19 protein-coding genes and 1 pseudogene are annotated in these 21,240 nt (G+C 31.4%); 3 read left to right on the top strand and 17 right to left on the bottom strand.

Going from position 1 to position 21,240, the window contains the following annotated elements:
* Positions 1-3: 3 nt before the first annotated feature.
* The 7 genes from fliF to B5S50_RS16460 form a co-directional block, all read right to left on the bottom strand.
* Positions 4-1,602, bottom strand: a complete 1,599-nt coding sequence (gene fliF / locus B5S50_RS16490) for a flagellar basal-body MS-ring/collar protein FliF (protein WP_065077638.1) — start codon at positions 1,600-1,602, stop codon at positions 4-6.
* A 17-nt stretch (positions 1,603-1,619) separates the two neighbouring features.
* Positions 1,620-1,958: a flagellar hook-basal body complex protein FliE gene (gene fliE / locus B5S50_RS16485; protein ID WP_065077639.1), complete on the bottom strand. Its 339-nt coding sequence runs from the start codon at positions 1,956-1,958 to the stop codon at positions 1,620-1,622.
* A gap of 11 nt (positions 1,959-1,969) precedes the next feature.
* Entirely contained in the window at positions 1,970-2,401 is a 432-nt protein-coding gene (gene flgC, locus B5S50_RS16480) for a flagellar basal body rod protein FlgC (RefSeq protein WP_065077640.1), read from the bottom strand.
* 12 nt (positions 2,402-2,413) lie between these two features.
* Positions 2,414-2,815 carry a flagellar basal body rod protein FlgB gene (gene flgB / locus B5S50_RS16475; RefSeq protein ID WP_065077641.1) on the bottom strand — a complete coding sequence of 134 codons (402 nt, stop codon included), beginning with the start codon at positions 2,813-2,815 and terminating at the stop codon, positions 2,414-2,416.
* A 324-nt stretch (positions 2,816-3,139) separates the two neighbouring features.
* Entirely contained in the window at positions 3,140-3,988 is an 849-nt protein-coding gene (locus tag B5S50_RS16470; RefSeq protein WP_065077642.1) for a flagellin, read from the bottom strand.
* Between the two features lie 496 nt (positions 3,989-4,484).
* Positions 4,485-4,823: a hypothetical protein gene (locus tag B5S50_RS16465; RefSeq protein ID WP_065077643.1), complete on the bottom strand. Its 339-nt coding sequence runs from the start codon at positions 4,821-4,823 to the stop codon at positions 4,485-4,487.
* Between the two features lie 212 nt (positions 4,824-5,035).
* On the bottom strand, positions 5,036-5,416 hold the full coding sequence (locus tag B5S50_RS16460) for a hypothetical protein (protein ID WP_217302349.1): 381 nt from the start codon (positions 5,414-5,416) through the stop codon (positions 5,036-5,038).
* 118 nt (positions 5,417-5,534) lie between these two features.
* On the opposite strand from B5S50_RS16460, the gene B5S50_RS16455 reads away from it, so the two are divergent.
* Positions 5,535-6,923, top strand: coding sequence for a transposase (locus B5S50_RS16455; protein ID WP_217301860.1), 1,389 nt, complete (start codon positions 5,535-5,537; stop codon positions 6,921-6,923).
* Here B5S50_RS16455 and B5S50_RS16450 read toward each other — a convergent pair.
* Entirely contained in the window at positions 6,881-8,389 is a 1,509-nt protein-coding gene (locus B5S50_RS16450; protein WP_217302348.1) for a methyl-accepting chemotaxis protein, read from the bottom strand. The two genes, B5S50_RS16455 and B5S50_RS16450, sit on opposite strands and share 43 nt — an antisense overlap.
* Positions 8,390-8,471: 82 nt before the next feature.
* Between B5S50_RS16450 and B5S50_RS16445 the strand changes: the two are divergent.
* Positions 8,472-9,816: pseudogene (locus B5S50_RS16445) on the top strand (transposase).
* Positions 9,817-10,090: 274 nt separating this feature from the next.
* Here the strand turns inward: B5S50_RS16445 and B5S50_RS16440 are convergent.
* The 6 genes from B5S50_RS16440 to B5S50_RS16415 form a co-directional block, all read right to left on the bottom strand.
* The gene (locus B5S50_RS16440; RefSeq protein ID WP_217302347.1) at positions 10,091-10,345 is read right to left on the bottom strand and encodes a hypothetical protein; all 255 of its coding nucleotides are present in this window, start codon (positions 10,343-10,345) and stop codon (positions 10,091-10,093) included.
* A 481-nt stretch (positions 10,346-10,826) separates the two neighbouring features.
* Complete coding sequence (locus tag B5S50_RS16435) at positions 10,827-11,159, bottom strand: single-stranded DNA-binding protein (protein WP_065077645.1); 333 nt, start codon at positions 11,157-11,159, stop codon at positions 10,827-10,829.
* A 113-nt stretch (positions 11,160-11,272) separates the two neighbouring features.
* Positions 11,273-11,704 (bottom strand): dUTP diphosphatase, encoded by a 432-nt coding sequence (gene dut, locus B5S50_RS16430; protein ID WP_065077646.1) that lies wholly within the window; start codon positions 11,702-11,704, stop codon positions 11,273-11,275.
* 155 nt (positions 11,705-11,859) lie between these two features.
* Entirely contained in the window at positions 11,860-12,234 is a 375-nt protein-coding gene (locus B5S50_RS16425; protein WP_065077647.1) for a carbonic anhydrase, read from the bottom strand.
* A gap of 117 nt (positions 12,235-12,351) precedes the next feature.
* A complete protein-coding gene (locus tag B5S50_RS16420; protein ID WP_065077648.1) occupies positions 12,352-12,714 on the bottom strand; it encodes a YopX family protein in 363 nt (120 codons plus the stop codon).
* A gap of 73 nt (positions 12,715-12,787) precedes the next feature.
* A complete protein-coding gene (locus tag B5S50_RS16415; protein WP_065077649.1) occupies positions 12,788-13,351 on the bottom strand; it encodes a DUF3867 domain-containing protein in 564 nt (187 codons plus the stop codon).
* A gap of 270 nt (positions 13,352-13,621) precedes the next feature.
* On the opposite strand from B5S50_RS16415, the gene B5S50_RS16410 reads away from it, so the two are divergent.
* Complete coding sequence (locus B5S50_RS16410; RefSeq protein ID WP_013237675.1) at positions 13,622-14,086, top strand: DUF441 domain-containing protein; 465 nt, start codon at positions 13,622-13,624, stop codon at positions 14,084-14,086.
* Positions 14,087-14,151: 65 nt separating this feature from the next.
* Here the strand turns inward: B5S50_RS16410 and B5S50_RS16405 are convergent, their stop codons facing one another.
* The 3 genes from B5S50_RS16405 to B5S50_RS16395 form a co-directional block, all read right to left on the bottom strand.
* Entirely contained in the window at positions 14,152-15,450 is a 1,299-nt protein-coding gene (locus B5S50_RS16405; RefSeq protein WP_065077650.1) for a homoserine dehydrogenase, read from the bottom strand.
* Positions 15,451-15,613: 163 nt separating this feature from the next.
* The gene (locus B5S50_RS16400; protein ID WP_217302346.1) at positions 15,614-16,366 is read right to left on the bottom strand and encodes an Ig-like domain-containing protein; all 753 of its coding nucleotides are present in this window, start codon (positions 16,364-16,366) and stop codon (positions 15,614-15,616) included.
* Between the two features lie 136 nt (positions 16,367-16,502).
* Entirely contained in the window at positions 16,503-21,137 is a 4,635-nt protein-coding gene (locus B5S50_RS16395; protein ID WP_217302345.1) for a DUF5050 domain-containing protein, read from the bottom strand.
* Between the last annotated feature and the right edge of the window lie 103 nt (positions 21,138-21,240).

The raw sequence follows: 21,240 nt of genomic DNA, 5'->3' as shown, positions 1-21,240 counted from the left end.
TTATCACCTCTCATCCTCTGCTATCCATGCTTTGATTATGTCTGCAACTTGATCCGGTTTATCCTTAGCATATTTCTTTATTTCATTCTCCACATGAGTATCTTCTGTTTCATTTTCAAATTCTACAGGCTTAAATTTAAGCTTATTCTGCTCTTTGGTTAAATCATCGTCTCCTATAACAGCATCAATTCCCTGGGTATTACCAAGCTCTTCATCAAACAATTCTTCCTCATCTTCTGCATGTTTTCTTCTCCATAATATAAATCCGACGATAGCAGCTATTAATAATGCTCCTGCTATAGATGCACCTATAATAATCTTATTACGATTTGCCTGGGCTTCAGCCTTTTGCATTGCATCTAAATCCTTCTTTGCATTGTCTTGAGCCGTAGTATCAAAAGGAATTGCCTCAACATTTATAGTGTCTCCCCTTGTTTGATTATATCCTATAGCAGACACTGCAAGATTTCTAATAGAAGTCTTAGTAGCATCATCTACAGTTCCATCCAGTGCAACCGATGCTGTAAGCCTCTTTACACTGCCCGGAGCCTTTATAGTTTTTTGATCTACCTTAGATACATCATAATTTCTCGTAACCTCATTTTGAGTTGAATTGCCACTATTTGTAGTACTTACAGATGTGTTACTCATATTATTATCTACAGGGCTTGTACTTGCATTATTTGTACCACCTGTATTTGTATTATTTACAGTATGCTCACTTACTACCACATTTTTGGGATCATAAGTAGTGGATTCCTGTTGCACTGCATCAAAATCCAAATCTGCATTTACCTTTACTTTTACTTTGTTCTTACCATATATAGGTTCCAGCATGGCAAGAAGTCTTTTTTCCATATCATTCTCATATTTTTGCTGCAATTCTTGTTGTTTTTCAGCAGGAACAGTAGAGTCACTATCCTTGCCATCTTTATTTTGATATAGATCCCTTGAAAGAAGGTTTAACTTATCATCTATAACTTCAACATTTTCTTTAGGTATACTTTTCACACTGCCAGATACTAGTGCTACCAAAGCTTTTGTTTGATCTTGAGACAAGCTTTGTCCAGATTTCAATTTTATAGTTACAGAAGCACTCCCTGGTTGTGTGTCCTTCACAAATTCAGTATTATCTGGGAGTACTAAATGAACTCTTGCATTTTCAATTTGTGGAAGTGATTTTATAGTTCTCTCAAGTTCACCCTGGAGAGCCCTTTGATAATTTACATTCATCTGCTGATCTGTTTGTCCGAAATTGCTTTTATCCAAAAGTTCAAATCCCTGACTTCCATTAGTAAGCTGTACTTCTGAAAGAGTCTGCATTCTAATTTTGTCCACTTGAGCTTTAGGCACTAATATAGAATTTCCCTGTACTTTTGCATCTACTTTATCACTTTGAAGCTGCTTATAAATTGTAGCTGAATCCGTAGCATCTAGGTTAGAAAATAATACCGCATATTTCGTTTTTCCTAAAGTTAATCCCCCAAATATCAAAGCTGCAACAATTCCTACAGCTATAACACTAAAAGCTATCTTTTTATTTCTGCTTAAATCTTTCCACTTGCCTATTAAATTTTTAAAAATCTGCGATATTTTACCCATTTAATCCGGTTCTCCTTCTATAACTGTGTTCTATTTATCTCCTGATATGCTTCAACAAATTTATTTCTAATTTGTACAGCAAGTTCTAATGACATTTTAGCCTGTTCAGCATCAAGCATAACGTTGTGTATATCGTTTCTGTCTCCTTCTACAAATTCCTGGATACTATTATTCGCCTGTACTTGGTCATTATTAACCCCATTTAATTTACTTTGCAGCAAGTTTGAAAAAGAGGCTATGCCATCTTCATTATTTACTATATTATCTTTGGAATCATTTGATACATTTTGTTTATAAGTATTTCCTCCTACTTTATCAAACACAGCAGTATCTGGAGTAAATTCATTTATCTTCATATTTTGTCCTCCTATTTACCTATCTGTAGGGCTTTCGAAAACATACTTTTTTCAGAATTAATAGCACTTAAACTAGCTTCATAAGACCTAACAGATACCATCATATCAGCCATTTCATTCAATATATTTACATTTGGCTTAGAAACATATCCTGAGGCATCAGCATCTGGATTAGTAGGATCATACTCTCTCTTAAAAGGTGAGGTATCTTCCTTTATTCCTACAACTTTTACCCCCATAGGAACATCTTCATAACTTCCATTGCTATTTAAAGCTTTGCTTAAATTTTCTCCAAAAACTGCAACTTTTCTTCTATAAGGTTGTCCGTTTGCACCACGAGTTGTCTCTGCATTTGCCATATTGGAAGCTATTGTGTCCATTCTCAGCCTTTCTGCTGAAAGGCCGCTGGCACTTATTCTCAATGTATTAAACGCTTGAATCATAAATATCCTCCCTTAATTTCCACTTATTACAGTTTTTCGCATACTTAACCTATTGTTTTCGAGGGTTATAAGTGCATCTTGCATAAGCTCATTTGCAGCTTGATTTACAGTTTCGACCTCAATATCTACATTATTTCCATCTGATCTCATACTAGTTGAATCATCTGTATTCGTATTTATTGCCCCATAATCATTACCTAACTTCATATGCTTTTTACTATCCGTTTTTAATTCTAAATTATCTATACTATTTTTGAGATTTTCTTCAAATGTTACATATTTTCTTTTATATCCAGCAGTATTAATATTAGCTATATTACTTGATATAGCCTTACTTCTAGCTGCAGTTGCATCTAATCCTCTTGTAAGCAAATTATTTACCAATTGGTCATTTGACATACTATTTATATTCAACCTAAATTCCCCCTTTCTAAAAATCATCAAATATGTTACAAGTCTTCTCTAAATAATTTAATTTTAAATTCTACTTTACTTTTAATTAAAATTCTTTTCTATATAGATACATTAACACAATTATAAATTATATTCTATATTTTTGTGACATTTTTATAAGTTTATTATCTTTTAATAGAAATATATTGCATATTGTAAATAATACTGTATTTGTAAGGTATTTTATTGTTTCTTATCCTTTAGTGGATAACCTTAGGGGTAAAACCACAAGAAAGATACCTAGGCTATAAAAGCAAGGTACCTTAACTTAATTTTTCAAATCTATTACTTTCTAAAACTTTGTATTATTTGTAAAACATCCTGAGGCAATTTGTTAGCCTGAGCGATCATTGCATTAGAGGCCTGTATTACTATGCTTTCTTTTGAATAATTCATCATTTCATCTGCCATATCTGAATCCCTTATACTGCTGTACGCATCAGTCATTTTTTCATTTAACTCCTGCATATTATCATAACTACTGGTAAATCTATTTTCCAAAGCCCCATATTTGCTTCTCAAAGATACTATTTTATTTAAAGAACTATCTATAACACTTAAAGCACTATCAGTATCTCCGCTCAATACATCTTTTCCTCCACCAGTCTTAATTTTATACAAGTCCGAAACAACACTATCTGATCCATTAGTCAAGTCTATTTGAGGTATATTTACATCGTCCCCAGCATTAGTTCCTACAGTCATACTAATAGTTTTGTTTTGACCTAATAATTTAAATCCATTAAATTCCGTGTCATTTGCCATTTCATTTATTCCATCCAGCATCTGATCTATTTCACCCTGTATTTTTTGTCTATCCTCATCATTAAAAGAGCCATCTCCAGCTTGCAGCGTAAGTTGTCTAACCCTCTGAACCATACTTGTGATTTCATTTAATCCACCTTCTGCGCTTTGGAGCATACTAACACCATCTTGAACATTCCTAGTTACGGTCTCAAGACTCTTAACTTGAATACTTATGTTCTCGCTTTGTACAAGTCCCGTTGGATTATCTGCAGCACTATTTATTTTACATCCACTGGATATTCTGTCTAAATTTCCACTTTGCCTATCTAAAGCTTGGTTTTGGATCATATGCATTATCAAAGCTGGCATGTTATAACTCAGTCTCATAAAATTTACTCCTTTCTACATACGGTAAGCACTTATTCTGTAGTTAATGAATAAAACTTAACCTTATGAATTATTATCGGAATCTCCTATAGAATGCTTTAGATTAAAACATTTATTCAATGAATTAAAATCATTTTCCATATACGTTACATATGAACTAAAAATTACATCGTAATTTTTTTAAAGAACAAAGTTCAAAGCTCAAATATCAGATAAGGTGAGTTTTCCTCCTTACGTCAGAAAACTAATTTATTTTTAAGCTTGTTTTGCTAATGCAAAACATGGCTTAAGCAGGCTTTAAAATCTGTGATTTTCAGATAATTACTTGCTCAGAAAGTACTTCTTAGAAACAAAAAAACATGAGTTTCTTTTAAATTAAAGATTTTTCGTAGTGCATCGGAGAAAAATATTCCTTCACTGTCCTCTGTCAATTGTCAACTGTCCACTAAAAAAGCTTTGCTTTGCAAAGTTTTTAAACTGCGAAAGTTGAATTAAATTATAGTATAGTTTTGTTATAGGGCTCTATCTTAACATACATTTGAAATAATTCAAGTGCATGTTCTTCAGTAATCTGGCCGCTATCTAAATTACGATATAGTATATACAAATTAGCATTTAAGTTAGGATCTACTCCCTTGCTTTCCTTCATCTTTTCTAATATTTGTTCTTTAAGAGGAATATTTTTTTGACTTAAATCTTCTTGTAGTAAATCTAAGAGTTTATCTACTTCTTTCCGCGTAGCTTTTTCTCTAGTAGTAATTCTTATACTTTTTAATCCTGAAACCAATTTATCTATAGACTCTTTAGGTATAAATATCTTTTCATGTTCACTCAAGTTAAATCCCCCTCTTTTATTCCATACTTTTTGTATCTATTAATTTACTTTTTAATTTAATCAAGTTATATATTATATATTATCAATGTACCAAGCATACTGTCAAATACTAATTCCATTAACTTCAATTCGTAGTATAAACAAATCCCCTTCTGTTAATAATTAGTAATGAAGAATTAATAGCAGTACCCTAAGCTAGCTCTTATACACTTTTATTCTACTTTAAATTTATTTACAACATTTATTAAATTCTTTGATGTAGAGTTTAAATTTTCAGCAGATGATGCCACTTCTTGTATGGATGCACTTACTTCCTCTGTAGATGCTGCTATTTCCTCTGTAGATGTAGTGGTGTTTCTTATTAAATTTCCAAACTGATTCATACTGTCCATAAATTCTTTTCTAGATTGTACTGTGCTATTTGCTGAAATAAAAGTTTTATCAACTAAAGGTTCAATCTCTTTAATTGAATCCACTATCATTTCAAAAGATTTCACCATATTTTCTGCCACTATATTCTGCTCATTTATAGATTCTTCAGCCTTTTTAGAATTTACAATAACCTCATTTGAATCACTATTTATATAACTCAACTTTCGCACATAAAAATTAAGGGGAAAGCCTTGAGAATAAACACATAAAGCAAAGAAACATTCCTTTTGGTATAATAGAATTGCAAAAAACACCACACCAAGGAAAGGAATGTTTCTTATGAATACTATTATATCAAATGATACTAATGATAAACAATTTAATTTTACTATAAATAGATTTTTTAAAGACAACAAAATTGGACATATACTTAAGCAATGCAATTTTTCTAAAGAAAAAGGATTTCCATGTATTAAAATATTTCAATATATTTTTATGCTTGTTTTTACTGGAAAAAACTTATTTAGGAACTTGGAGTCTGGAAAAAATAATCAATTTTCAAAGGATACTGTATATAGATTTCTTAATTCACCAAACTTTAATTGGAGAAAGTTTTTGTTTTTACTTTCTTCATTAATCATAAAAAATATTATCGTACCACTTACTTCAAAAGATAGAGTTAATGTACTTGTAATTGATGATTCTTTATACAGTAGGTGCAGGAGCAAATCTGTTGAACTTCTTGCAAGAGTTCATGACCATGTTGAACATAAATATGTTAAAGGCTTTCGCCTTCTCACCCTTGGTTGGTCAGATGGCAATACTTTTTTACCTCTTGCTTTCACTCTGCTTTCTTCCGAAAAGGAGAAAAACAGACTTTGTCCTGAAAACCACAATATTGATAAAAGAACCAATGGTTCTAAGCTCCGTAAGGAGGCTGTTTTAAAGTCACCTGAGGTTATGATTAGTTTACTTCAACAAGTTTCAAAATATGCTATTCCTGCATCGTACGTTCTTTTTGACAGTTGGTTTACGTACCCAAAAACTCTTATACGGATTCTAGAACTCAAACTTAATACTATTGCCATGGTCAAAGCAATGCCAAGGGTTTACTACAATTATAACGGTAAGTTATTGAACCTTAAAAATCTCTATGCTAATTTAAGAAAAAAGCGTGGTAAGGCAAAAATTCTTTCTTCTGTTATTGTAGGTATTGGCTCTGACAAAAATGGTAATGAGGTAAAAGCAAAAATTGTATTTGTAAGAGATAGAAACAGAAGTAGAAAATGGCTTGCTTTAATTTCTACCAATATATCCTTAGATGACAATGAGATAATAAGAATTTACGGAAAACGCTGGGATATAGAGGTTTTCTTTAAAATGAACAAGTCTTTTCTAAAACTTGCTAAAGAGTTTCAGGGGCGTTCTTATGATTCCATGGTTTCACATACTTCTATAGTTTTTACCAGATACATTATGCTTACTTTAGAAAGCCGTAAGAATAATGATGTTAGAACTATTGGTGGATTTTTTTATCAGTGCTGTGATGAACTTCAAGATATCCAATTTTGTGAAGTAATGAATCTTATTGTAGATATTTTAAAAAATGTATTAACTGAAAAACTTCTTCTTTCAAAGGACGTTATTGACTCAATAATAGATAGTTTTATTGCTGCTTTACCTTGTTACATCAAGGAGAAATTAGTCTTTTTGTCCTGCGAAAGTTGAGTTATATAACTAATTAAATCACTTATTTTTTTAGCTGAATCCTGAGACTCTTCGGCTAAATTTCTTATTTCCTCTGCTACTACTGAAAATCCCTTTCCCGCTTCGCCTGCCCTTGCAGATTCAATAGCTGCATTTAAAGCCAAAAGATCTGTTTGCTCTGCTATTTGTGCTATAACATCAGTTATTTCTCTTACTTTTTTTATAGACTCGTTAAGCTTGTAAACTTTATCAGAAACTACTGTAAAAGAAGAATCTACAGTGACTATTGCCTTTTTCAATGAATCCACTTCATTTTTCCCTAGATCTACTTTATTCACTGCATTACCCGTACTTACCTTTACAGAATTTAATTTATCATTTATGTTTTCCATGTGTTTGTTTACATTTTCTAACAAACTAAACATATTATCTATATACTTTTGCTGTCCTTCAGCACCTTTAGCTAAATCCTGAACTACTGCAGATACTTCCTGGGAAGAAGCTGATATTTCCTCAGAAATTGCATTTAAACCTTCAGCTTGTTGTTCAACATTTGAAGAATTTTTCTTAACATCTTCAACTAATTTCTTTATATTCATATTCATGCTTTGTACGTAATTGCTTATTCTTCCAAACTCATCATTTCTATTTAAAAACTTTTCAGGGATACTGTAAGTAAAATCCCCTTCCCCTACTTTAGCAACTATTACTTTTAACTTTTTTAATATCTTATATGCTGAGTTACCAATTAAAATAGCTACTACTATAGATATTATTATTCCTATAATAACTAAACAGAAAATAAATCTTCTTATACCACTTGTATCACTTATAAATTCAGCATTTTTAGCTGTGCCTACAATTTTCCAAGAATTTTTCTCATTTGTAGTATAAGCATACAGCTTCTCTATTCCATTATATGTATTCTTAAAATAACTAGTTTTATTTGAGCTAATATAGTCCCATTTACTTTTTTTAAGCTCACTGTCTTTCCCTACCTGATTAAAATCTGGATATACTATTATTTTACCTTCTTTATTAGTAATATAAACATATCCTGTGTTTCCTACTTTTATAGAAGCTATATCTTTAGATAAATTTTTCAGAGAAACATCAATAGCAGCTACTCCTACTACATTGCCATCTTTCTCCACAGTTTTTGCTACTGTAATCATAATCTGTGATGTATTTACATCTTTGTATGGATCCGTCCATACAACTTGTCCTTTTTTATTCATAGCGTCTTTATACCACGTTCTTTGTCTAGCATCATATTCTTTAGATGGCTGACGTATGTTTCCATCCATATTTATTCTCATACCACTGAGATCAGCAAAATATACACTTACCATATTTTCATTGCTGTCTTTAGTATTTTTAAGCAATTCTACTGCACTGTTTCTACTCCCATCATTACTAATATCTAATAGGCGTTTGCGAAACGCTACAACCCGTATAAATGCGGTGTATTTTTTGTTACAAAACAAAATAACTCCTCACTGATTTATGGTAAAATTGAATTGCAAAGAAACAAAATCACCATATACCTCAGAAAGGAGTTATATATTTATGATACCATATAAACAGCTTTCTTTGGCAGATATTTTTTCTGATTGCAAAGAAAAATTTGAAAATAACAAGCCTCAGTTTCTTTCTTTACTTGAAAATACTATTAACCTTGATGATTTAATCCCTGCTTCCTTCATAAATCATTTTTATGCTTCTACTGGAAGGCCCCGTAAATACAGTCTTTACGCCATGCTCCGTGCTTTGATTTTGCAGCACATTTTTTCTATTCCTACGGATTCCCTTTTGATTATTTTTCTTAAATATTCTCAAGAGTTAAGGGATTTCTGCGGTTTCCTTAAAGTCCCTGATGCTTCTAAATTCACACGTTTTAAACAGGATTTTATTCTGGACTTACAATTGATATTTGATAATCTCGTTGATATTACTGAACCAATATGCCAGCAAATTGACCCCAAACTTGCTTCTATGACTATTTTTGATACTTCTGGTATCGAAGCTTTTGTTACTGAAAACAACCCTAAGTATGCTAACCGCATCATAAAACAGCTTAAGACTTTTAAGAAAGTACATGCTTTAGATGATTCTTATGATCCTTATAAAGCTGCCTATGGTTCTATGCCTCCACACGCTTCAGCTAATCCGGCCATTCAACAAATGTACATTAACGGTCATTTTTGCTATGCTTTTAAATTTGGCATTGTAACCAACGGACTTGGTATTGTAAGAGATATTTCATTTTACAATCAGGATTTTCTAAAAGCACATCCTGATATTGTTATTGAGAAAAAATCTGATTCACCGGATGAAGATAAATCTCTTGCTGATTCTAAAGCTCTTATACCTGTTCTTATGGATTTCTTTGCAAAACATCCTTTGATAAATCCAAAAATCTTTTTAGGTGATGCTGCTTTTGACAGCATTCTGATTTATCGATACCTTTTGCATGATTTGAAATTTGAAAAGGCATTCATTCCATTAAAAACTAAACTTGCATCAAAAGAATTCGACTGCCCTTTAAATGAAAATGGTATTCCATGCTGTCCTTATGACCATTCGCTTCCAATGAAACGAGAAGGCAGTAAAACACACTTACGTTCTGGAATTCCATCAATGAAATTCGTATGTCCCAAAATGAAATGGGTATACAATAAAAAAACTAAAAAGAGCAAACGTGTAACTCTATGTGAAAATCCATGTACAAAATCTTCTTGCGGCAGAATGTTTTACATTTATCCTGAAAAGAATCTTCGTGCATATCCTGGAACTACTCGTGGAACTCTCCAATGGGAAAACACTTATAAAATCAGGACTGCTGTCGAGAAAAACATCAACCATTTCAAAGGCAGTTATTGCGTTGCGGATCGTAAGACACAAAATGAGCTAACGCTTCATTCTGACTTACTTCTAGCCGGTATAACTCAGCTAATAACAGTTATTGTAGCAAATAAAATACATAAAAATGAATATATTAGAAGCCTAAAACCATTAATTGCATAAATTTTATTTGTAAAAAATAGAAACCCAACTTTGCTTTATTTCGTGCGCCCTTTTTTATCAATATGGCTATTTCAAATCATAAAAATTTGTCTTTAAACTTCTAACAATACTTTTGCAACTTCTAAACATCTTTTATTCATTTTTATTAGCGAGTTTCGCAATTACCTACTAATATCTAAATTTTTCAAAACAGAACTATTGGCAATAACCTGAATCTGACTTTCCATACCGTTTAAAAATTTATTTATAGAACCATTTACATTTATGACAATTTGCTCAGAACTGTTTTGAAACTTTTCATACAATATCCCATAAGATTTTTCATAAATTGATATTCCAAGTATACATAATAATACCGCTGTTGTTGCAGAAATTATCAGTATTAACTTAGTTTTAATACTTTTAAAATTAAACATAAAATATTTTTCCCCCTTAAGTTAACACAAAATTTCAAATATTAATTTCAATTTTTATCTGATGGCTACCTACTATAACACTCCCACACACTCTGTGAAAGCGACTATCATCAAATCAAAGATTTGAGATATCTGCTTGCACACAGCGAAAGCGACTATCACCAAATTATAGATTTGGGATATCTGCTTGCACACAGCGAAAGCGACTATCACCAAATCATAGATTTGGGATATCTGCTTTTCCCACTAAGTAAGATTCATTGATATTTCCCTATCTTTAAGTAACTATGACCAAATTTATACATTTAAAGTTAAAATGTGATTAAAAGTTTTAGAAATCCACTTTTTCACTATATTTTCCTATTATATCATACTCTAGAATAATGTAAAAAACAATAAATAATGCACCTTTAATAGCAATTAAAAATTGGGGTAATCTTTTAATTTTACCCCAACCTATCCTATAACTGTACTTCTTAAATTATGCCAAAGCTTCCTTTTCGCGGTCTAAAAACTGAACCTTGTCTGCTTCTACAGTAGTGAAATATTTTTTTATATCGTCTTTAGTATAGCTTTTAGTAATTATTTTACCATTTACTCCTATAAGTCTTCCTTTTTTTAAATAGGGAAGCATTTTATTTCCATAATTAGTCCAATAGGAAACAGGAATAAAATCTGCTTCTCTTTCTCCAGTTTTACTTACAAAATCTCTGCCTACTGCCAGAATGAATTTAACTACACTTCTATCGTAATTTTCCAGCTGAACCAATTCTGCATCCTTAGTTAACCTTCCAATAAGAGTGACACTATTCAATAGATTTTACCTCCTAGTTATTTTTCTATAATTATATCCAGGAGAGAAGCTTTTATTCATATAACTCAACTTTCGAAGTTTAAAAATAACATGAAGTAATTAATTCTTAACTCTTATCTTGTTCCAGTAGAACCGAATCCTCCTTCTCCTCTTTCAGTGTCACTTAGTTCTTCTACTTCTTGTACATATACTCTTTTCACAGGCTTTATTACCATTTGAGCAATTTTCATACTTTTTTCAACTAAAAAAGGTTCCTGTCCTAAATTAATCATAAGCACTTTTATCTCACCCCTGTATCCTTCATCCACAGTACCAGGTGTGTTTAAAAGAGTTATGCCATGTTTTAATGCAAGACCACTTCTTGGTCTAACCTGAGCTTCTGTATTTGGTGGAAGCTGAATCTTAATCCCGGTAGCTACTAACTTCCTTTCCATTGGTTTTATTAAAACTTCTTCTACTGAAAATAAATCAAGACCTGCATCTCCTTTATGTGCATAAAATGGAGTTACAGCGTCCTCATTAACTTTTTTTATTAATAGCTTCATAAATTACAAACATCCTTTCACAATTAATCTACGTGTTTTTTAACAATTGATAGTTCTTAACTTTTAAGAATATTTATCTATAAGGTGAACTGTTCATATCAATCTAAAAAATTGCTATTGCAACAAGTCCCTTATTAAAATCACAATATAAATACCTAAAGTTTTTCCACTTCGAAATTCTCATTTATCCAAAGACCTATAACTTCAATATTCTTATATAATTTTTTTATTATGCAAACAGACTTTTTTATCTGCTCTAGATGAATTGTCTTATCTACTTTGTTTGCTGCACAGTCATAATGACCTACTACAAATGCAGTAGAAGCTCCATGAGAATTTATGGATATATCCATCTTATACTTTAATGAATTGATAAAATTTTCATCTTCGCTGCAAATTACTTTATCAATTCCTGGTTCTGATATTATATCTACATATTTTACATGAAAATTATCTCTTATCCAATTTATTGCAGGAAGCTGAGTCCTTCCATCCATACAATTTAACAATACAACAAAATCATTACTCAAAGCAATCCACCCCTTATAGTAAAATTAAAATTTTACTATAAGTTTATAGCAGCTTAAAGTAAAAATCAATATAGCTAACTCAACTTTCTCAAATACAAATAAGATTAGATTATTTAATTATATACAAAATATATTGCCTGTAACTATTACATTTTCCTTCAACATTTGGATATACAGATATTCATTTTCTACATAAAAGCCATAGAGTTCAGTTGCATCAGTAATTTCTCCACATTCGCCTATAAATTTTTCAAAAGAATACCTTCCAAATTTCACAGGCAGCTTAATAGAAGTTTTTTCATTATTTATAGATATTATATCTCCCTCAAAAATCTCTCTACCATTCTTATCTTTTAAGCCTGTAAACTCGAGGGATATAAACTTATCTTTTACTTTGCAGCTTTGTTCTGGATAGGGATTTTCACTTATATAAAAACGCTTTTTTTCCTTATCCCATATTTTAAATTTAAATTTTCTCATACTAAATCCCCCCAATCCACATTAAAATATTCCCTATATTGGCCAATATAGGGAATATTTTCATATAATTAAACTAGTATTCAAATTCTTTAACATTTGAGCATAATGATATTTTAAGTTTTTTATCTTTTACTACCTTTTTATAGGAGCACAAAAATTCATTTAACTCGGGATCTTGTAAATCTATATCTTTTTCACTTTTTAAAGTAAGTTTTTCTTCACTTATAAGTATACTAAGACTGTTCAAGGAATTATTTATACTATAAGTAGTTACTAAAGCACTGCCCATGCCTTGCTTATATTTTTCCTGAAATGATACTGTTTTTCTCAAAGATTCATAGTCAACATTTTTATTTACAGAAGGCATGTCAATTCCCATGTCTTTCATCTGCTTTTCTACATCTTCCATATTAAAGCCATATCTTTCCATAAGTTTTTTTTGAATGTTAAATAGCTTTTCTTGTGATATATTATTTTTTTCCATATATTCTTGAATGTCTTTATAAAAATCTCCCATTGATAATTTTCCCTGAGACATATCATAGGAAAGTCCATATACATAATCTTCAAATTTCTCTACATCTTTTTCCCTAGCTCTATTTTTAATTTCATCGAAGTTTACGATTCTATCATCCATAACAAGTTCTCCCCTTAAAAATACATTTTTAATATCTATTAACTAACCCTAATATAACTATTCTATCAAAACATATACTATTATACTATACAATTGAATAACTTTTTTCAATGAAAATTTATTAAAATTATTATAATTTTCCATGAATTATTCTCCTAAATTGCATTTTATTAAGTTGTAAATAGTATATATTATTACTCTGATATTTTGTCACTTTTACTATATGTTATATACTAACCATTGTTTATTATATTTTAGGAGATGATTTAAATGGAATCAACTATAATTTTAGTCATAATTTTAGCAGCTGCAGTTCTTGGAAAAGCAAATTCCGTAGCTCTAGCTGCCTGTATACTTCTATTTCTAAAACTTCTTAATATAGACAAGTATGTATTCCCAACTTTACAGGAAAACGGAATATTCTGGGGAGTAGTAATACTAGTAGCTTCAATTCTAATTCCAATTGCAAATGGAAGTGTGAAATATATAAGTATTAGAAATGTATTTACCTCATGGCTTGGAATATTCGCCCTGCTCATATCCCTTTTTACGACTTATTTAAGTGGTCTTGGCATGCAGTATTTAACTGTACAAGGTCATACTGAAGTAATGCCAGCGCTAATTTTGGGAGCAGTAATTGCCGCTGCCTTTTTAGGCGGTGTTCCCGTAGGTCCTATGATAACATCTGGAATGATTGCTTTGGGATTGAAATTTTTTCACAAAATAGGACTTTAATCTATTAAGGCAGCTGTTACATAAAAAACTTTTTCAAGTAACAACTGCCTTAGGTTAAATTGAATTTATTTAAAATCTTCAATTCTTATAATATTGTCTATTTGCATTACAGATTTCAAATCAACAATTTCTTTAATAGCAGAATTAATCTCTGCTTCTTCTATCTTATGAGTAATCAATACTATAGTTACTTTATCTTTTGACTCTTCCCTGCCTTTTTGCATTACTGAGCGGAGACTTACATTATGTTTTCCTAAAATTGTGGTTATTTCGCCAAGTACACCTGACTGGTCCATTACAGAAAGTCTAATATAAAATTTACTTGCACAATCTTTTATATTTTTTATTTCCCTATGCCATAAATTATTTTTCACTACAGAATTGAAATTTTCTATATCCATATTACTTCTCAATATAGCAATAATATCACTTACTACAGCACTACCTGTTGGTAAGCTTCCCGCACCTCTTCCATAAAACATCAGATCTCCCACTGCATTACCCTTTATAAATATTGCATTAAATGAATCATATACGTTAGCAAGTGGATGTGATTCTGGAATCATGGTTGGATGTACTTTAAGTTCAAGCTTACCTTCATTTTCTTTTGCAATAGCAAGGAGCTTTATTACCATGTTAAATTTTTTAGCATATCTTATATCTACAGATTTAATTTTTGTAATACCTTCTCTATACACATTATCTACATTAATTTTTGTTCCAAAAGCTAGTGATGAAAGTATCGCTAATTTATATTGGGCATCAAATCCCTCAATATCTGACGTAGGATCCGCTTCAGCATATCCCATATCCTGTGCCTGTTTTAAAGCCACATCAAAATCCAACTTTTCCAACTGCATTTTAGTCAAAATATAGTTTGTAGTTCCATTTACTATACCGTATAGTTCTTCAATTTTATTGGCAGTTAAACTTTCATCTATTCCATTTATTATTGGAATTCCTCCAGCTACACTTGCCTCATAGTTAAACATTACTCCTTTGCTGTCTGCTTTTTCAAAAAGTTCATCTCCACCAGTTGCAAGCAGCATCTTGTTTGCAGTTACTATCTGCTTCTTTCTATCCATACATTTGAGCATATATTCCCTCGCAGGATTTATACCACCCATAACTTCAACTACAATTTTAATAGAGTCATCTTCTAATATATCATTAAAATCCGTAGTTACAATTTCATCTGGGACTTCCACATCCCTATGTTTGTTTCTATCTCTTACAAGAATCTTTGCTACCTCTACTTCGTATCCTGATCTTTTCATTATTTCTTTTTTATTAGAATTCAATATTGTCCAAACTCCTGCGCCAACATTTCCAAGACCCATTAATGCTATTCTAACCTTTTTCATTTCGATTCTCCTTTCTAATGCATATTTTTCCTTTTCAGCATGTCATTCATTCCAAGTCTTATAAAGTATAATGAGAATATTTTAGCACATATAGTTGCTTTTTAAAATAGTGCCTGTCACCTCAGTGGGACATTTCTGTTCCATGTCGGTGACAGGCACCTTTCTAATTTAAAGTTACATTCATAATAATGTTATTTTTCGTAGAGCTTACATCCAATGTAGATGTTCCAAGCAATTTTCCACTATTATCATATAAATAGATTTGTAATGTATTTTTTGATACAAATGTAATAGTACTACTATTAATAGCAAAAAAATTATTATTTTCTTCTATTTTGTATTTTGTAACATTTGGTAAATTTGTAGATACCGTTATTTTCCTCAACGGAACCGATGGGGAAACTTCCACATTTGCTGAAGCAGTATAGCTATTATTGTTACTACCATTACCGCCATTATTATTACTACTGTTACCACCACTATTATTACTACTGTTACCGCCAGTATTGATACTACTATTATTAGAAGCTAAACTAAAATTTAGTACAGCAGGTTGTGATAAATGCCTTCCTTTTTTAGATTTAATATTTTTGTCTATGGTTAATTTATAATTATGCGATAATTTGTATCCTCCAGAAGGTGGATTAATCTTTGCTGAATTTTCATCAGTACCTGCTGAAACACTTACACTAACAGTACTACCATTTGTAATATCTTGAAGCTTTATATTGTTATTTAAAGAATTAATATCTACTGGTTCTCCAAATTTCACTGTCCATACTTTGTTTACGTCACTTATAGTTTTAGTTCCCATATCTTTAAAATCTGCTGCTGAAACACTTAAGGACCCATATGAAATACAGCAAATCATTACAAATGATAAAATTAAAGCAGCTCTTTTAATAACTTTTTTCAATTTTTCTTCCTCCTTTTAAGTATCGAATAAACTCAGAAACTCTATATAAACATTCATCTTGATGAAAAAAGCAGTCCTATTACTAGAACTGCTTTTTATATTTTTTAACTAGCACTTGACATCTTAATTAATATTATTAATTTGTTCCTGTAACAGATGTTATATCTGTAAATCCTAATTCAGTACCAATTGATCCGTTTCCCGTTGATGTTCCAGTAAGATCTATTTTAGCTGCGGTTCCTGTTGCTACCGTAGTAAGAGTTAACTTTCCTGTTCCATCATCGCCAACTTTAATAACTCCGCTTCCAATAGATGAATTTATATCTGTTTGTAATGCATTCTCTAACTGAGACAATGTTATTGCAGTCGTACTGCCATCTAATTTTAGAGTATTAGTTAATGCAATAACTTTATTATTTAATTCTAAAGTTGTTCCAGTTAATGTTGAATAGTTATCATTTAATTTAGGCGCTAATGCTGCAGTCTTAACTGCTGATGTTGCTGCTACTTGAACTGGTATATTTGTTATATTACCAGGCATTGCAGTTCCTGTAGCTTTACTTCTTACATCTATAGAACCTGACTGTGTAAATGTAACAGTAGTTCCTGATGAAGTAAAGTTATTCCATGTTGTTCCTGTTGTACTGCCAACATTTATCCTATATTCAAGTCCTGTAGAAAGACTAGTTAATTTAACTCCACCTGATACTTGAGTTGAAGTTACATTAGGTGCTGCTGCTTGAGCTATTGATATTGTTTCAACATTTGAAGCTTTAGTTTGACCACTTGCCTTAGTTCTAAGCTGTACTCCATTAGTTGTATTTATATTATCCGCATCTCCTGATTGCAAATTATTACTTGAATCTACATCTTTCCAGGTTAATCCACCATCTACACTGTATTGAGTAGTACCATTTGAATTATTACTTACATTACCAATCAATTTTCCATTTGTGTCATATCCATTAAATTTAAATGTTAAGCTTGGTGCTGTTGGTGCTGTTGTTAATTGAATAACCTGTGGATCTGAAGCTGGTGTACTTCCATTTGCTCTATACCTTACTTCTACATTAGTAGTAGTAGCCTTATTTAATAAATTCAAATCATTTGTTGAAGTAATTAACTGAGTTCCAGTTGATGTTACAGGTGTCCATGATTGTCCATTATTTACACTGTACTCTTCACTAGTATCTACTCCTGTAAATTGTGCAGTACCATCATTATTAAATGTAAATGCTGCATTTGTTGGTGCTGTCTTCGGATTTTGTGTTGGATTAGTATTTGTATTATCCATTTTAAAGCTAATAGTCTTTTCTACTGTAGCACCATTAATAGTATTAGTTGTATCTAATGTCAATACATAATTACCATTTACTGTTATTTCTTTTCCAGATACATAATCAGTTTTATAACCATCTCTCATTATTGTAGCTTTTGTAACATTATTTTCTACATCTGTTATTGTAATACCTTGTGTAGTAATATTGCTATCTCCATTATAAATTGCGCCATCTGATACTCCTGAAACTGATGGTGATGTTGCTACATCTGTTGTATCAACTCTAAATATCTTTGTAGAAACATTTGTTGCTCCATTTTCTCTGCTTGTAGATGTAACTGTTAATTTATAGTATCCTTCCTGTTGTATAGCAGTTCCTTTTATGAATGCTACTTTAGCAACATTATCCCAAGCTGCATCAGTTGCTGGTGCAGAATCTAATCTCTGAATAACAGTACTAGCTATAGTTCCTGCTAAATCCGTCCATGTTGGTGTTGCCTGATAGTAAGTATCAATAGTAGTACTTGCTGTACCTTTTTTCTCTAACATACTTATATCTACTGGTGCAGGTACTGCCGAGCTTACTGTAAATTTAACAGTAGTACTATTAGTTGCAGAACCCATTCCATCAACAGTTTTTGTTCCAGTTACTGTAAGAACATAATCTCCATTTGCAGTTGTATCTTTTACTAAATCTGTATTTGTAGTACTAGGTCTGCCTATATCAACAGTTGTACCATCAGGTTTAGTCAATTTAGCTGTGTATTTTACATTAGCGGAATCTTCTGACCATGTTACACTTGAAAAACTATTATCTGATGAATCTCCTGGAGTATATGTTCCTCCATCTGTTATTCCATTTATAACAGGTGACTGGAATAGTCCATATGATACAGGTTTACTTTCAAGTACTGGACCACTGCCTAATACTTTAACCGATACTTGTAATGATCTAGTCATAGCAATTGGTGTAGATCCTGCCTGACATGAATACCATGTTGCAGTTGAACTAGTTGGATCATCATAAGTGAATTCCATTCCTGTAGTAGTTCCCGTTATTCTTCCAAGATTTAGATCAATGCCTACATAACTAGGTACTGTTGCTCTGCTTATTTCAATTGGTGATGAAGGAGAACTATCCACATTACCTGCAGCAACTACTCTAAGCATTTGTTTTCCATCTTTATTGCCATCTATCTTAGATATCATATCAGGAACATTTATAACTCCACTGCTATTTGCCTCTGCAGAAACATCATAACTTGTAGGAAGAGCTGGCACTGTTCCATCTGCATTTTCATCTTGTATATAAACCTTATACAACTTATTGGCCTGTAATCCAGTTATATTTTGATTAGCTGCATCTACTGTAAATCCAGTTGGTGCCTCTGCCTGGTACTGAACTCCTATTTTATTACCCTCTTGTCTACCTGTTTTAGTTAAACTAATATATACATTTCCTCCATCAGCAGAAAGATTTAAGCCTGTCATATTTACTTTTCCATTTGCATCTACAACAGCTGATTTTAGTGGTTTTGTGTCAGTCATATTATTATAAACATTTACCACATCACCAGTAGTTAATCCAGTAATATTTATAGTATCCTTACTGCCAGTATTGTTAACAATTTTTACATTATCAGCATTAATAGTTCCAGAATCCAAAGCTACATTCATAGTAACAGCTGTTCCATATCCAAGTATCGTACCCTTAAATGTATAAACACCCTTTGATGCTTTTGGTATAGTTTTATTCCATGAAACCACTAGAGTCTGTTCACTTCCATCACTCATTATGCAAGAAACAGTTTCCGGGAAATTAAATTTTGTTATATCATCTGTAGTAAATGTTGGTATAGGATTGACACTTACTACCTTGCTATTTAATTTAGGTTTCGTTATTGAAACACCTTTTTGAGTTCCATCTCCATCTTTATCTGCAACTGAAATCTTTCCAGCTTTCATATAGTATAGACTATCATTTATTATATTTATATAATCTGCTGAGTCATTTACAACTTTATATCCATTTCCTGTGTTATCTAACTTATATATTTTATTGCCATCTACATAACTTATGTAATAAATATTATTGTCATCAGTAGCACATATAATTGTAGGTTTATCTGTTAATGCCTTATAAGTACTTGTTTTTGCAGATGTTTGTACATTTGTAGTCACACTCATAGGTACTGGAATCTGTCCTTGTGCATTTGTAGATCTATATAACACTCCATCATAGCCTGTATAGAAAACCAGATAATCATTACAAGCATTAATAAATTTTGTATTTATAGTACTTATCTTTGCTTTTCTACTATTTCTTAAATCATAGCTATATAACGTATCTGAATCTCCTGCATTAACATAGAACAAAAAGTTTCCTGTAACACTTAAATATTTGGCTTGGTCACTTAAAACCATTTTTTTACCTGTAGAATCCTGTACATATATTCTATCATTGTCACTATGATTTATATAATATATGGAATCTCCTACTACACTTACACAAGATGCCATATCATCAGAAACCTTTTGTCTCTCAGTTCCATCTATTTTAACCTTATATATCTTTCCACCATCGTTATAATTGCTATAGTATACCCAATCTCCTACTACATTAATATATTTTGCACTGTCATTACTAATGAGCGTATCATCTGTACCTGTTGCACTTCTTTTATAAAGTTTACCACTATCTCCTGTGTTACTGTAGTAAATCCATTTTCCACTTTTATCAATTGTAACAAATCCATTATTAACTATATTATAAGCTTTATTTCCTTGTGTAGAACTATCTACATCTGTTGAGTTTCCAGTTAACGTCAAATTAACTGTTAAATTCTTATCTCCTGATGCAGCCCCATTTGTAACTATATTCAAATATCCATTTGCTAATTCTGTAGCACCATCGCTAGCATATAAATGTACCATATTGCTAGCTCCAGTAGAAAGTTGTCCCATATAAGTAGCTACATCTGTTAAAGGAGTCATTGGACTGCTTCCTACCTGAAAATAAGCTGCTCCACTTACACCTGATAATTGACTGAGCTGACAAGTAAATAAATTTAATCCTTGTGCTAGTAGTTGTTTATAAGTAATATGAGCTATTACATATCCACCAGTAATCGTACTAGGATCTAAAAAATTATTATTTGCATCAGTAACAATTTTTTCCGTAGTTCCATTTCCAGGATAATATGTTAAAGTGTTACCAACTTTAGATACTATCTGACTATCATCTACAGTTGCTTCTGTAAATATATCCTTTGCTACACCTGTAGAATCTACATAGTATAATTTACCTAAATTGTTTGCTAGCTGATCATTTACCTTAGCAGTATTAGTACCACTAGCATCATTTGTAAAATAACTTATATCATAAACATTATTTCCTACTACTATGGAATTAGGTGGCAACTTGGCGTAAACACTAGTACCTATTCCAAGTACAATTGCTGCTGTCATTACCAATAGCCTAGTTTTCTTCATTATTTATTACCTCCATACATTATTGTGTTATAATTATTCACTCGTGAAATTCGCGGGTGTTAATTCACTTAATTTTATAATTTACTAAATATATCCAATAGAG

Source organism: Clostridium sp. 001 (assembly GCF_019056555.1).
Taxonomy (GTDB): domain Bacteria; phylum Bacillota; class Clostridia; order Clostridiales; family Clostridiaceae; genus Clostridium_B; species Clostridium_B ragsdalei.
The sequence above is the reverse complement of the archived record's forward strand: the minus strand, read 5'-3'. Positions and strand labels throughout refer to the sequence as shown.